Genomic DNA, 12,586 nt, shown 5'->3' with positions numbered 1-12,586 from the left:
TACCAAGGTCCGCGAACCCGTCGTAGGATCCCTGTGGGGGTACGAGGGAGGGGACCGGGCATGACCTGGGATCGCAGCGACGTTGCGCACGGGCTCGACGCCCTGCGCGCCGCCGTCGCGAGCGCGCTCACCCTCGAGCCGGTGCCCGCGCTGGCCTTCGCCGGGGTGGCCGCACCCCGCGGACGGCGCGCCGACCGGGGCGCGCACTGGCTGCTGAGCGAGGCGCACGCCGAGGCCGGCGACGGCTTCGAGCGCACCCCCGGCAGCGGCTACGGCGACGCCACGCTCGCCACCTCCTCCGAGGACTCCGCCGAGGAGCGCGAGCGGCTGATCGGCTTGGTCGAGCTGGCCCGGTCCGGCGACGCCGAGGCGTTCGGGCTGCTCTACGACCACTACCAGCCCTCGGTCTACCGCTTCCTCTACTACCGCACCCGCTCGGTCGTGGTGGCCGAGGACCTGTGCTCGGAGACCTTCTTCCGGGCGCTGCGCAACATGCCGTCGTTCCGGTGGCAGGGCAAGGACTTCGGCGCCTGGCTGATGACCATCGCCCGCAACCTGGCCACCGACCACTTCAAGGCCGGCCGGACCCGTCTCGAGATGACCACCGAGGACATGGGTCAGCACGACGACGCCACGGAGGGCCCGGAGAACGCCGTCCTGGCCAGCCTGACGAACGAGATCCTGCTCGAGGCCCTCACCAAGCTGCCGAACGAGCAGCGCGACTGCCTGGTGATGCGCTTCCTGCAGGGCCTGAGCATCGCCGAGACCGCCGCGGCCCTGGGCCGCAGCGACGGCGCGATCAAGCAGCTCCAGCTGCGCGGCGTGCGCAACCTCGCCAAGCTCATGCCCGAGGGGTTGCGATGATCAATTCGGACTATGGCGCAATAGCCACTCGCACCGTAACCAGGGTGCCCGCGGGCTCGTTGGACCCTCGTAGCACCGGAGCGACCCTGCCCCGGTGGAGCGAAGGATGGTCGTCGTGATGCGCGGGAACGGTTGGTCGCGAGGGGCAGCGGAGGAGTTCGCCGCCCTGCTCGAGGGACGCGCGAGCGACCCCGGCCAGCACGCCGACCTGCTGGAGCTGGTGGCCGCGCTGCGCGCCACGCCCCCGGTCGAGGCCCGCCCCGAGTTCGTCTCCTCGCTGCGCACCCAGCTGGTGGCCGCCGCCGAGCGCGCCCCGGTCGCCGCCGAGGCCGACCTCGCCGTCCGGCTCACCCCGCGCCAGCGCCGCGGCTCCCGCGAGCGTCGCATCGCCGCGGTCGTCGGCGGCTTCGCCGTGGTCGCGGCCAGCGGCTCGATGGCGATGGCCGCGCAGGACGCCCTGCCCGGCGACGTCCTCTACCCCGTCAAGCGGGCCATCGAGAACGCGCAGACCAACCTCAAGTCCGACGGCGCCGCCAAGGCCGACACCGTGCTCTCCCACGCCGAGGCCCGCCTCGACGAGGTCCAGCAGCTGACCGCCAAGGGTGCCGACGAGGAGATCATCGCCTCGACGCTGCAGGACTTCACCGACCAGACCGAGCAGGCCTCGGAGCTGGCGCTCGACGACTTCACCGCGACCGGCAAGACCCAGCCGATCAGCGCGCTGCGCGACTTCGCCGCCGACAGCATGGACGTCCTCGCCGGGCTCGGCGCCGACGTCCCGGACGCGATCCGTGCCCCGCTGATCACCGCCACCCAGACCGTGCGCAAGGTCGACGCCGCCGCCTGGGAGGCCTGCCCGACCTGCAGCAACGACGAGGTCACCCGGCTGCCCGACTTCGCCGCGATCCCCGACGTCAAGGCCATCCTCGGCGGCCCGGTCCTCGACCAGGCCGCGGCGACGACCCCGCCGAAGGCCAAGCCGGGCACCAAGGCGGGCCAGACGCCGCCGGCCAGCACGGCCGGCGCCGACCCGACCGACCAGCCGACGCAGAAGCCGGTGGACACCGCCACCGACGGGGTCGGCAAGGTCGTCGAGAAGGTCACCGAGCTGCTGCCGACCAAGAAGCCGTCCTCCGGCTCGACCACGACGCCGCCCAAGGGCGCCGTCCCCGAGCTGATCGACGGCGTCGGCGGGCTGCTCGACGGCCTCGGCGGCCTGCTCAAGTAGCACTCCCACCGGCCACCCCGCGGGGTACGCCGGAGCGCCGGCCGGTCGGCCGGCGTCAGCTCACCTGAAGACCGACTCGCGCTGCATCAGCAGGCTGTAGAGCGTCTGCTGGATGGTCTCGCGGACCTGGTCGGTCACGTTGAAGACCAGCATCGGGTCCTCGGCCGCGCCCGCGTCGTACTCGTCGGTGCGGATCGGCTCGCCGAACTCCAGCAGCCACTTCGACGGCAACGGGACCAGGCCGAGCGGGCCGAGCAGCGGGAAGAACGGCGTGATCGGGATGTACGGCACACCCAGCAGGCGGGCCAGCGACGGGATGTTGCCGACCAGCGGGTAGATCTCCTCCGCGCCCACGACGGACAGCGGGATGATCGGCACGCCGGTGCGCAGCGCCGCGGAGACGAAGCCGCCGCGGCCGAAGCGCTGCAGCTTGTAGCGGTCGGAGAACGGCTTGCCGATGCCCTTGAAGCCCTCGGGCCACACCCCGACCAGCTCGCCGCCGCGCAGCATCCGCTCGGCGTCCTCGTTGCAGGCCAAGGTGGCGCCGCCCTTGCGGGCCAGCGCACCGACGACCGGCAGCCGGAAGACCAGGTCGGCGCCCAGGGGGCGCAGGTGACGTCCGGCGTGGTCGTGGATGGAGACCATCGTCATCAGCCCGTCGACCGGGATCGTGCCGGAGTGGTTGGACACCACCAGGGCACCCCCCTCGGCGGGGATGTTCTCGATGCCGCGGACCTCGATCCGGAACCACTGCTGCGCGATCGGGCGCAGCGCGGCCATGAAGAAGCGCTCGGTGACCTCGGGGTCGAAGCCGTACTCGTCGACGGTGTAGTCGCCGGTCAGCCGCCGGCGCAGGAACGCCAGGAAGCGGGCCAGCTGCGGCTCCCACTGGTCACCGAAGAGCTCGCGGGCGGCGTGCTGGAAGGCGGCCAGCCAGTCGCCGACCGGGATGCCGGCCAGCGGGCTCAGTCCACGCTCCTCGGTGCGCGCGGCGGGCAGGGACGCCTCCGGCGCCGGCGCCGGGTCGTCGAGCAACGAGGCGGTCTCGATGACGGGCGCGTCCGCCGGCTCGTCCGCGACGGGCTTGCTCGGCGCCGCCGGCTCCGGCTTCTTCTCCGGAGCGGGCTTGCGCGTCGTACCGGACTTGGCGGCCAGGCCCCGGGCCGCGGCGGACGGGCGGGTGCCGGTGCCCCGGCCGGGACGGCCGCGGGTGCCGATGGGGATGATCTCGGCGTCAGCCATCCTTGCCTCCGGCAACGGTGAGCTGGGCGGGACGGTCCTCGTCGACCGGGGGCAGGTGCTCGGCCAGGGCGGCCAGGGCGGACTCGGCGCGGCGGCTGCCCGGGGGCAGGGTGCCGACGAACTCGGCGAACGCCTCGGCCGTGGTGTACGACGGCTCGAAGCCGAGCTCGGTGCGCATCCGGGTCGTGTCGACCCCGCGGCCGTAGGTCAGGAAGGCGACCAGCTCGGGCGGCAGGTCGGTCAGCCGGGCCGACTTGAGCACCGAGCCGAGGCCGCCGAACGCCACGCCCGGGACCGGCACGCTGGTGCGGCCCATCCGGCGCAGCGCCTGGGAGAGCATGAGCAGGCCGTCGCCGGCGACGTTGAAGGTGCCGTTGGCCTCGGTGAGCACGGCGTGCCGCAGCACCCGGTTGAGGTCGGCCTCGTGCAGGAACTGCAGGCGCGGGTCGAAGCCGAGGACGGTCGGGATCACCGGCAGCCGGAAGTAGGACGCCAGCGGGCTCACCACCCGGGGCCCGATCACGTTGGCGCAGCGCAGCAGGCTGACCTTGACGTCGGGACGGCGGCGGGCGAAGCCGCGCACGTAGCGCTCGACCTCGTTGACGTCCTTGGCGTAGCCGCTGCGCGGGGGCCGGCGCGGCTCCATGTCCTCGGTGAACATCGCGGGGTCGCGGCTGCTGGCGCCGTAGGCGGTCGTCGAGGACTTCACCACCACCTGGCGCACCTGCTCGGCCTTCTGGCAGGCGGCGAGCAGCTGCATCGTCCCGATGACGTTGAGCTCCTTCATCGTGCCGCGCGCGCCGGCGGAGCCGGGGGTGGCGATGACGCTCATGTGGACGACCGCGTCGACGTCCTCCTTGGCGATCACCTTGGCGATCACCGGGTTGCGGATGTCGGCGCGCACGAAGGTGACGTCACCCAGGTCGCCGCGAGGCGGGATGACGTCGACGCCGATGACACGGTCGACCCCGGGGTCGGCAGCGAGGGTGCGCGCGAAGGTCCGCCCGAGGTCACGGGAGACCCCCGTGACCAGGACCGTACGACCGGCGCCCATCCCACTGACTCCTCAGGGTCGGGCCGGTGCGCGGGAGCGCGCACCGGCGACGGCAGGCTCTGGCGTTACTTGCCGAGCTTGCGACGCTGCACGCGCGTCTTCTTCAGCAGCTTGCGGTGCTTCTTCTTCGCCATGCGCTTGCGACGCTTCTTGATGACAGAACCCACGTGGAACCTCTCCAGAGCATCGGACGAGGCTCGCCCGACGTTGCTACGACGCTCCGGGCAGGCCCCGGAGCACCGGGTCAGCCTATCGGGCCGTCGGTGGGCGCGGTGAATCAGCGACTGCGATGGGATGAAGATCGCATCACGCCGGCAGGCGGAGTCTGCTGGGCGAGGCGTCGGAGTGCCCGCCTCGCGGCGGAGACCCGCTCGGCTCAACCAGCGCTGTAGAAGGACTTGCGGAGGTACTCGTTGACGTCCTCCTCGGTCACCCGGAACGAGCGACCGACGCGCACGGCGGGCAGCTCGCCGCTGTGCACGAGGCGGTAGACGGTCATCTTGGAGACCCTCATCACCGTGGCGACCTCGGCGATCGTGAGGAATTTGGGGTCCGGAAGGGACTCGGTGCGCTCGCGCGACGGAGGAGTCATGACAACCACGCTTTCTGCGCGTCCGTCACCGCCTTCCCCGGCTGTGATCCGCGGACGCCTCTGCGTGAGAATAGGGCCAGATGTGACGCATGGGGAAGAGATTGCTCAGTGAAACTTTTGAGGTCTCGGCGTGTCGCCTTGACCCGCACCGCTCGACGAAGCCCCGCGGAGCGGTGTCGGAGGCCGCTGGCACACTGCTCGGCATGACGATCCAGGCCCTGCTCCTCGACCTGGACGACACCCTCGTGGACCACCGCGGCGCCGCCGACCAGGGCCTGCGGACCTGGCTCACGGGCCTCGGTCTCGCCGACAGCCCGACCCACCTGGAGGAGCTCGTCGAGCGCTGGGTGGTGCTCGAGGCCCGGCACTACGAGCGCGCCCAGCGCCGGGAGCTGACCCACACCGAGCAGCGGCGGGTGCGGATCCGGGAGTTCCTGCCCGGCTGGGACCTCGCCGACGACGCCCTCGCCGACGACGTCTTCGCGGGCTACCTGGGCTGCTACCAGGCGGCCTGGCGGGCGTTCGCCGACGCCGCCGCGACGATCGAGCGGGCTCGCAGCGCCGGGCTGCCGGTCGGCATCCTCACCAACGGCGACCAGGCGATCCAGACGGACAAGCTGCGTCGCACGGGGCTGCTGCGCGCCGACGTCCCGGTCTTCGCCTCCTCCTCGCTGCCCGCCGCCAAGCCGGACCCGCGCTCCTACCTCACCGCGTGCGCCCGCCTGGGCGCCGACCCGGCCGCGACGCTGATGGTCGGCGACTCGCTGCGGCACGACGTGATCGGCGCCCGGCGGGCCGGCCTGCACAGCCGTCTCCTCGACCGCCACGGCCGTTACGACGCGCGCGGCGCCGGCGACGGCGTGCTCCGGGTGCGCGGGCTGGCCGAGCTCGACTGGGCGGTGCCCGCCCGCTAGCCGTGTGCCCGGTGGAGGCCACGAACCGCCTCGACGTGGTCGCGGAGCTCGCGCTCCGTCAGCGGGGGCAGCCGGAGGAACCACCGGTAGAGCAGGGGTGCCAGCAGCAGCTCGGTGGCCTGCTCCGGGTGGGCGTAGCCGTCGGCGGCGACGAGCCGGCCGATCTGCGCCTGCTGGGGCTGGAGGAGCCGGGCGTGGAACTGCTCGGCGATGGCGGCATCGGTCTGGATCGAGGCGGCCAGCATCCGCAGCAGCGAGGACCGTGGCTCGGTCGCGAGCTCCTCGATCGTCGCCCTCAGGAGGTCGAGGACCGCGACCGGGCCCTCCGACGCCTCCACGGCTGCGGACTCGGCGGCCAGGGCGTCGAAGAGCAGGGCATGCACCGACGGCCACGTCCGGTAGAGGGTCTGCTTGCCCACCCCGGCCTCCGCGGCGATGCCCTCCATGGTCAGCGCGCCCGGGCCGCTGCGCTCGGCAAGACCCAGGACGGCGGCATGCACGCGCTTCACGGTCGCGGGTCGGGCCATGCGGCGATCATATAAACGAGACGCACCGTCTCGTTTGGTGTTGAATGGGTCCATGACGACACCGGACACCTGGCTCATCACCGGCGCGAGCAGCGGACTGGGCCTCGCCCTGACCGGGCGGGCACTGGCGGCGGGGCATCGCGTCGTCGCCACCACCCGCGCCGGCGCGCTCCCGCTGTCCCACCCGCTCCTGACCGTCCTGCACCTCGACCCGGCAGACCGGCAGGAGTGCCGTCGGGCCGTCGAGGAGGCCCACCGGGTCGCCGGAGGTCTGGACGTCGTGGTGAACAACGCCGGCTACGGGCTGGTCGGCGCCGTCGAGGAGGTCGGCGAAGAGGAGGCCCGGGCGATCCTCGACGTCGACCTGCTCGGGCCCCTGTGGGTGACGCAGGCGGTGCTGCCCGTCATGCGCCGCCAGGGGCACGGGCACATCGTGCAGATCTCCTCGACGGGAGGAGTCGGGGCGATGCCGCTGCTCGGTCTCTACAACGCCGCGAAGTGGGGGCTCGAGGGCCTCGCCGAGGCCCTGGCCGGCGAGGTGCGGTCGATGGGCATCCGGGTCACCCTCGTCGAGGTCGGCGCCATGGACACCCGGTGGGCGACGTCCGGGATGAGGTTCAGCGCACCGCAGCCCGCCTACGACGAGCTGCGCGCGGAGCTCTTCGGGACGACCACCGTGCCCTGGCCCAATGAGCCGGGAGCGACGGGCGGGGGCACCTCTCCCGATGCCGTCGCCGACGGCATCCTCGCCCACGTCGCTGCCGAGGATGGGCCGCTGCGGCTGGTCCTCGGCGAGGACGCCGCCGGACAGATCCGCACGGCGCTCGAACGACGGCAGCAGGACTACGCGGCGCAGCCGGGGTTCCAGGACCACGCGGACTGAGCCGATCGACCCAGTGGGCGTCAGCTGCCGAGCTCGCGGGAGCGGTCCCGCGCCGCCTCCAGGGCCGCCAGGAAGGCCGCCCGGAGACCGTGGTCCTCCAGCGTGCGGAGCGCGGCGGCCGTCGTACCCCCGGGCGAGGTGACCTGCTCGCGCAGCACCGCCGGGTGCTCACCGGTCGAGCGCAGCATGGTCGCCGAGCCGAGCAGCGTCTGCACGGCCAGCTCGTGGGCGACCGGGCGCGGCAGGCCGAGGTGCACGCCGGCCTCGATCATGGCCTCCGCCACCAGGAAGAGGTACGCCGGACCGGAGCCGCTGATCGCGGTCACCGCGTCCTGCTGCTTCTCCGGGACCTCGACCACCTTGCCGACCGCGGACATCAGCGCGGACGCCTCGGCCAGGTGCGACTCCTCGCACCACGTGCCGGGCGAGATCGCGGCCATCCCCTCGTCCACCAGGGCCGGGGTGTTCGGCATGACGCGGGCCACCGCGACACCCTCGGGCACCCGCGACTCGATGAACGCCGTGGTGATGCCGGCGGCGAGCGAGACCAGCAGCTGGCCCGAGCGCAGGGCGGGAGCGAGCTCGTCGAGCACGCCCGCCATGTCCTGGGGCTTGATGACCAGCAGCACCGTGTCGGCCGCGGCGGCCGCGGCGACGTCGTCGACCACCGGGACGCCGTACTTGTCGGTGAGCTCGGCGGCGCGCTCGGCGCGCTTCTCGACCACGACCAGGTCGTCGGCGCCGCGGCCCGCGCGGACCAGGCCGGACAGCAGGGTCTCCCCCATCACGCCGGCGCCGACGACAGCGGTGCGCTTCGCCACGGTCTGCTCCCTTCCTGCTCGGGCTCGGGTACGTCGCGAAGCGTGTCACGTGCGGGCGCCGGAGGGAAACCGGATCACCGCTCACCACGGCGTTCCTAGGCTTCGACCATGACTTCCCTCCTCGCAGCGGACGCCTTCGCCGGGCGCACGATCGTCCTCGTCGGTGGCGGCACCGGCATCGGGTTCGCGGTGGCTCGCCAGGTGGTGGCCGCCGGCGGCCGGGTCGTGCTCGGCGGGCGGACCGCGGCGACCCTGGAGCGGGCGGTCGCCGAGCTGGGCGAGAACGCCGCCGCACACCCGGTCGACACCTCCGACGACGCGTCGGTCGCGCGCTTCTTCGAGCAGGTCGACCGGGTGGACGGGATCTTCACCACGGCCGCGAGCTATGTGACGGGGCCGATCGCCGAGCTCAGCCTGGAGGAGGCGGCCACGCCCTTCGAGTCGAAGTTCTGGGGCCAGTACCGCGTGGTGAAGGCCGCGCTCGGCAAGCTCGGCCCGGACGCCTCGATCGTGCTGATGTCGGGCGCGGCGAGCGTGCGGCCGGCCGGCGACGCACCGGCGTACGTCGCGGCGAACGCCGCCGTCGAGGGGCTCGCCCGCGGCCTGGCCGTCGAGCTCGCCCCGGTCCGGGTCAACGCGGTCGCCCCCGGCACCGTCGACGGCCACCTGTGGGACCAGCGCGACCCGGCGGTCCGCCAGGCCGCCTTCGACTTCTACGCAGGTGCCTCGACGATCGGCCGGACGGGCACCGAGCCGGAGGTCGCCCAGGCCGTCGTGTTCCTGCTCCTCAACGGCGTCACCACCGGCTCGACCCTCTTCCCGGACGGCGGCTACTCGTTGCGTTGAGGCTCAGCCGCGGCGCACCAGCGAGGCCAGCACCTGGGAGAGGCTCTGGGGGTGCTCGGCGAGCCGTTGCGCGACGTAGCGGTGCCGCTCCTCGCCGTAGGGCAGGTAGACACGCACCCGCTCGCCGCTGGCGGCCAGGCGCCGCTGCTCGGCCGGGCGCACGCCGTGGCGCAGCTGGTACTCGTAGGTCCCCGGAGCCCGGCCGTAGCGGCTGGCGAGCGCGCCGGCGATCTCGACCAGGCGCGGGTCGTGGGTGGCGAGCATCGGATAGCCGTCGCCGTCGAGGAGCACCTTCATGCAGCGCACGTAGGAGCGGTCGACGTCACCGGGATCGGTGAACGCGACCTCGGCGGGCGCGTCGCCGGCGCCCTTGCAGATGCGGACCCGGCTGCCGGCGTAGGTCAGCGTGCGGCAGTCGGACTCGGTGCGGTGCAGGTGGGCCTGCAAGGTGATCCCGGTGCCGGGGAAGTCGTGGCGCAGCGCCTGCGCGACCGCCAGCGTGGCGTCGACGGTGGTGTGGTCACCCATGGCGAGGGTGACCGAGGTGCCCGCGCTGTGGGCGGCCCGGCAGATCTTGCGGGCGTTCTCGATCGCGAGCTTCTCGCCCTCGGGCAGCAGCAGGCCGATCGCGGTGGGGCTGACCGAGACCTCGGCGCGGTGCCCGAGCCCGGCGTCGCCGATCTTGTCGAGCAGGATCCGGTAGGCCTGCACGGCGGCGATCGCCTGGGTCTCGTCGGCCGGGTCGGCGCCGAGGTGGTCGACCGTCGTCTCGATGCCCTCGGCGGCGAGCTCCTCGACCGCGAGCAGGGCGTCGCGGACGGTCTCCCCGGCGACGTACCGGTCCATCACGGTGGCCGACAGCGGCAGCACCGCCACCAGCCGCGGCAGCGCGCTGCGCGAGATCGCCTCGAGCGCCCCCCGGACCGGACTCATGGGCACCAACCTACGTCGGGCCTCCGCACGCCTGGCCGTCGGTACGCCGCCCCACCGGTCGGGTGCCGAGGTGCTCGATCGCGAACTCCAGCGACTCCCGCAGGTCGGCCTCGCGCTCCTCGCGGGTCGCGCAGCGCCGGGTGTTGATCTCCAGCACCACCTCGCCGGCGAAGCCGGTGCTCGCCAGGTGGCGCAGGAAGTCCGCGGCCCCGGTGGTCCCCCGGCCGGGCACCAGGTGCTCGTCCTTGGCCGAGTCGGTGCCGTCGGTCAGGTGCACGTGGCGCAGCCGGGGGCCGAGCCGCTCGGCCATCTCGACCGGGTCGGCCCGGGCGATCGAGGCGTGCGAGAGGTCGATCGTGGTGTTGGCGTACGGCTCCTCGGAGGGGTCCCAGCCGGGGAGGTACATCTCCAGGTGCCGGCGCGAGGCCCGCCAGGGGTACATGTTCTCCACCGCGAAGGCGATGCCCGAGGACTCCTCGAGCGCGGCGATCCCGTTGACGAAGTCGCGGGCGTACTCCCGCTGCCAGCGGAACGGCGGGTGCACCACGACCACCGCGGCGCCCACCGCACGCGCCATCTCCGCCGAGCGCTCCAGCTTGCCCCACGGCTCGACACCCCAGACCCGTTGCGTGAACAGCAGGCAGGGGGCGTGGATCGCGCTCACCGGCAGGTCGTGGTGCTCGGAGAGCCGGCGGACCGCGTCGACCTGCTGGGAGAGGGCGTCGATGCCGACCATCACCTCGACCGCCTCGTAGCCGACGGCCGCGGCGTAGGCGAAGGCGTGCGCCGTCGACTCGGGGTAGACCGAGCTCGTCGACAACCCGATCCGGGGCCGGGCGCCCTGCTCAGCCATCGCCCGCCCCGGTCATGACTCGTCGGTGACGCTGAGCTTGTCGATCCGCTCCAGGATCACGCCCTCCCGCAGGGCCCACGGGCAGATCTCCAGCTCGGGCAGGTCGAAGATGTCCATGCAGGCCTCGGCGACCAGCGCGCCCGGCACGATCTGGTGGGTGCGGCTCGGCGAGACGCCGGGCAGCTCGGCGAGCTCCTCGGGCGTCATCGCGAGCAGCTTCGGGATCCAGTGCCGCAGCTCGGCCAGCGGCAGCGAGCGCGGCACCAGCTGGCCCTCCCCGGACGGCGCCGCCCCGCAGATGCGGGCCAGCGAGCGGAAGGTCTTCGACGTCGCGGACGCGCGGTGCGTCGTACCGGCGCGCAGGAGGTGGCCGGCGTCGCGGGCGATGTCGGCCCGGATCCGCCGGCGGATCTCGCGCAGCCGGCTCTCGTCCGGGCGGTCCGCGAAGTCCGCGCGCGCCAGCCGGGCCGCACCCAGCGGGAGCGACCACGCCACGTCCGGGCGCTCGTCGGAGCCGGCCGCGATCTCCAGCGACCCGCCGCCGATGTCGAACACCGCGAGCCGTCCCGCGGACCAGCCGAACCAGCGGCGCACGGCGAGGAAGGTCAGCCGGGCCTCGTCCTCGCCCGGCAGCACCTCGATCCGTACGCCGGTCTCGCGCTCCACGTGCGCCAGCACCTCCTCGGAGTTGCCGGCATCGCGCACCGCGGAGGTCGCGAACGACAGCATCTCCTCGCAGCCCTTCTCCTCCGCGACCCGCAGGGCCTGCGCGGTGAAGGCGGCCAGCGCCTCGATCCCCGTCGGGGAGACGTCGCCGGCCTCGTCGAGGTGCTCGGCCAGGCGCAGCGGCTCCTTGTAGGAGAACGCCGGCAGCGGCGCGGCACCGCCGTGCGCATCGACCACGAGCAGGTGACCGGTGTTCGAGCCGATGTCGAGCACGCCCAGACGCATGCGTCCACGGTACTAGTGCCCGCGCCGCCGACGCGGACCCCTCAACTAGATTTGAGCAGTGCCTGAGGTCCCTCTCGATTTCCCGCGTGCGTGGGTGGAGTTCGTCAACCCCGCCGACGAGTCCGAGGTCCTCAAGTGCGACCTCACCTGGCTGACCTCGTCGTACACCTGCATCTTCGGTGGGGGCTGCGCCGGCATCTACGCCGACTCCCCCGACGTCGGCTGCTGCACTCTCGGCGCGCACTTCGCCGACAAGGAGGACGAACGACGGGTCGAGGCCTTCGTCCAACAGCTCACCCCGGCGCACTGGCAGCACCACCCCGGCCGACCGGTCAAGCGCAAGGACTGGATCGAGAAGGACGAGGACGGGGAGCGCAAGACCCGCATGCACGAGGTCGCCGGGCAGCGCTCGTGCGTCTTCGCCAACCGTGCCGACTTCGCCGGCGGGTCGGGCTGTGCGCTGCACGGGCTCGCGCTGGAGCAGGGCCGCAACCCGTTGGAGACCAAGCCGGACGTGTGCTGGCAGCTGCCCATCCGCCGCACCTTCCGTGAGGTCGAGCGGATGGACGGCACGTCGTACACCGAGGTCACCATCACCGAGTACGACCGCCGCGGCTGGGGCCCCGGCGGCCACGACCTCGACTGGTACTGCTCCGGCAACACCGAGGCCCACGTCGCCGTCGAGCCGCTCTACGTCACCAACGAGCCCGAGCTGGTCGCCTTGATCGGGCGCAAGGGGTACGACGAGCTGGTCCACCACTGCGAGGCGCACCTGCGCTCGCGCTCGGCGCTCGCGCTGCACCCGGCCGACCCGCGCTGAGCCCGTCCGGGAGGTGACCAGCACCTCTCGACGTCAAGAAACAAGGACCCCGCCGGTC

General features: G+C 73.1%; 15 protein-coding genes. 6 read left to right on the top strand and 9 right to left on the bottom strand.

The annotated features are described in order from the left end of the window. Positions 1–60 precede the first annotated feature (60 nt). Both MRBLML1_RS19875 and MRBLML1_RS19870 read left to right on the top strand, forming a co-directional pair. Entirely contained in the window at positions 61–864 is an 804-nt protein-coding gene (locus MRBLML1_RS19875) for a sigma-70 family RNA polymerase sigma factor (protein WP_364519275.1), read from the top strand. Positions 865–982: 118 nt separating this feature from the next. Further along, complete coding sequence (locus MRBLML1_RS19870) at positions 983–2,092, top strand: DUF5667 domain-containing protein (RefSeq protein WP_364519719.1); 1,110 nt, start codon at positions 983–985, stop codon at positions 2,090–2,092. A 60-nt stretch (positions 2,093–2,152) separates the two neighbouring features. Here the strand turns inward: MRBLML1_RS19870 and MRBLML1_RS19865 are convergent, their stop codons facing one another. The 4 genes from MRBLML1_RS19865 to MRBLML1_RS19850 all read right to left on the bottom strand — a co-directional run bounded on the left by MRBLML1_RS19865 (position 2,153) and on the right by MRBLML1_RS19850 (position 4,980). Further along, complete coding sequence (locus tag MRBLML1_RS19865) at positions 2,153–3,334, bottom strand: lysophospholipid acyltransferase family protein (protein ID WP_364519273.1); 1,182 nt, start codon at positions 3,332–3,334, stop codon at positions 2,153–2,155. Then, positions 3,327–4,388 carry an NAD-dependent epimerase/dehydratase family protein gene (locus tag MRBLML1_RS19860; RefSeq protein ID WP_364519271.1) on the bottom strand — a complete coding sequence of 354 codons (1,062 nt, stop codon included), beginning with the start codon at positions 4,386–4,388 and terminating at the stop codon, positions 3,327–3,329. Before MRBLML1_RS19860 ends, MRBLML1_RS19865 begins: the two co-directional genes overlap by 8 nt. A gap of 65 nt (positions 4,389–4,453) precedes the next feature. Beyond that, a complete protein-coding gene (locus MRBLML1_RS19855) occupies positions 4,454–4,555 on the bottom strand; it encodes a 30S ribosomal protein bS22 (protein ID WP_008356322.1) in 102 nt (33 codons plus the stop codon). A 209-nt stretch (positions 4,556–4,764) separates the two neighbouring features. Then, on the bottom strand, positions 4,765–4,980 hold the full coding sequence (locus MRBLML1_RS19850) for a helix-turn-helix domain-containing protein (RefSeq protein ID WP_364519269.1): 216 nt from the start codon (positions 4,978–4,980) through the stop codon (positions 4,765–4,767). Positions 4,981–5,183: 203 nt separating this feature from the next. Here MRBLML1_RS19850 and MRBLML1_RS19845 point away from each other — a divergent pair, with 203 nt between their 5' ends. Continuing rightward, the gene (locus MRBLML1_RS19845) at positions 5,184–5,894 is read left to right on the top strand and encodes an HAD family hydrolase (protein WP_364519267.1); all 711 of its coding nucleotides are present in this window, start codon (positions 5,184–5,186) and stop codon (positions 5,892–5,894) included. On the opposite strand, the gene MRBLML1_RS19840 is transcribed toward MRBLML1_RS19845, so the two are convergent. Next, positions 5,891–6,421, bottom strand: a complete 531-nt coding sequence (locus tag MRBLML1_RS19840; protein ID WP_364519265.1) for a TetR/AcrR family transcriptional regulator — start codon at positions 6,419–6,421, stop codon at positions 5,891–5,893. The genes MRBLML1_RS19845 and MRBLML1_RS19840 overlap by 4 nt on opposite strands. A gap of 52 nt (positions 6,422–6,473) precedes the next feature. Here MRBLML1_RS19840 and MRBLML1_RS19835 point away from each other — a divergent pair, with 52 nt between their 5' ends. Further along, complete coding sequence (locus MRBLML1_RS19835) at positions 6,474–7,304, top strand: SDR family NAD(P)-dependent oxidoreductase (RefSeq protein WP_364519263.1); 831 nt, start codon at positions 6,474–6,476, stop codon at positions 7,302–7,304. A gap of 20 nt (positions 7,305–7,324) precedes the next feature. Here MRBLML1_RS19835 and proC read toward each other — a convergent pair whose 3' ends face one another. After that, positions 7,325–8,125 carry a pyrroline-5-carboxylate reductase gene (gene proC, locus MRBLML1_RS19830; RefSeq protein ID WP_364519260.1) on the bottom strand — a complete coding sequence of 267 codons (801 nt, stop codon included), beginning with the start codon at positions 8,123–8,125 and terminating at the stop codon, positions 7,325–7,327. Positions 8,126–8,233: 108 nt separating this feature from the next. On the opposite strand from proC, the gene MRBLML1_RS19825 reads away from it, so the two are divergent. Next, entirely contained in the window at positions 8,234–8,971 is a 738-nt protein-coding gene (locus tag MRBLML1_RS19825) for an SDR family oxidoreductase (protein WP_364519258.1), read from the top strand. A 3-nt stretch (positions 8,972–8,974) separates the two neighbouring features. Here the strand turns inward: MRBLML1_RS19825 and MRBLML1_RS19820 are convergent, their stop codons facing one another. From MRBLML1_RS19820 to MRBLML1_RS19810, 3 genes are read right to left on the bottom strand one after another with little or no spacing between them, the layout of a single operon-like run. Then, positions 8,975–9,904 (bottom strand): proline dehydrogenase family protein, encoded by a 930-nt coding sequence (locus MRBLML1_RS19820; RefSeq protein ID WP_364519256.1) that lies wholly within the window; start codon positions 9,902–9,904, stop codon positions 8,975–8,977. Positions 9,905–9,914: 10 nt separating this feature from the next. After that, positions 9,915–10,757 carry a sugar phosphate isomerase/epimerase family protein gene (locus MRBLML1_RS19815; RefSeq protein WP_364519254.1) on the bottom strand — a complete coding sequence of 281 codons (843 nt, stop codon included), beginning with the start codon at positions 10,755–10,757 and terminating at the stop codon, positions 9,915–9,917. Positions 10,758–10,769: 12 nt separating this feature from the next. Beyond that, the gene (locus tag MRBLML1_RS19810) at positions 10,770–11,708 is read right to left on the bottom strand and encodes a Ppx/GppA phosphatase family protein (protein ID WP_364519252.1); all 939 of its coding nucleotides are present in this window, start codon (positions 11,706–11,708) and stop codon (positions 10,770–10,772) included. 58 nt (positions 11,709–11,766) lie between these two features. Here MRBLML1_RS19810 and MRBLML1_RS19805 point away from each other — a divergent pair, with 58 nt between their 5' ends. Continuing rightward, entirely contained in the window at positions 11,767–12,528 is a 762-nt protein-coding gene (locus MRBLML1_RS19805; RefSeq protein ID WP_364519250.1) for a hypothetical protein, read from the top strand. The last annotated feature ends 58 nt before the right edge of the window (positions 12,529–12,586 follow it).

Origin of the sequence: Nocardioides sp. LML1-1-1.1, assembly GCF_040676175.1 — a bacterium.
Taxonomy (GTDB): domain Bacteria; phylum Actinomycetota; class Actinomycetes; order Propionibacteriales; family Nocardioidaceae; genus Nocardioides.
This window is presented reverse-complemented; position numbering and strand designations above follow the sequence as displayed.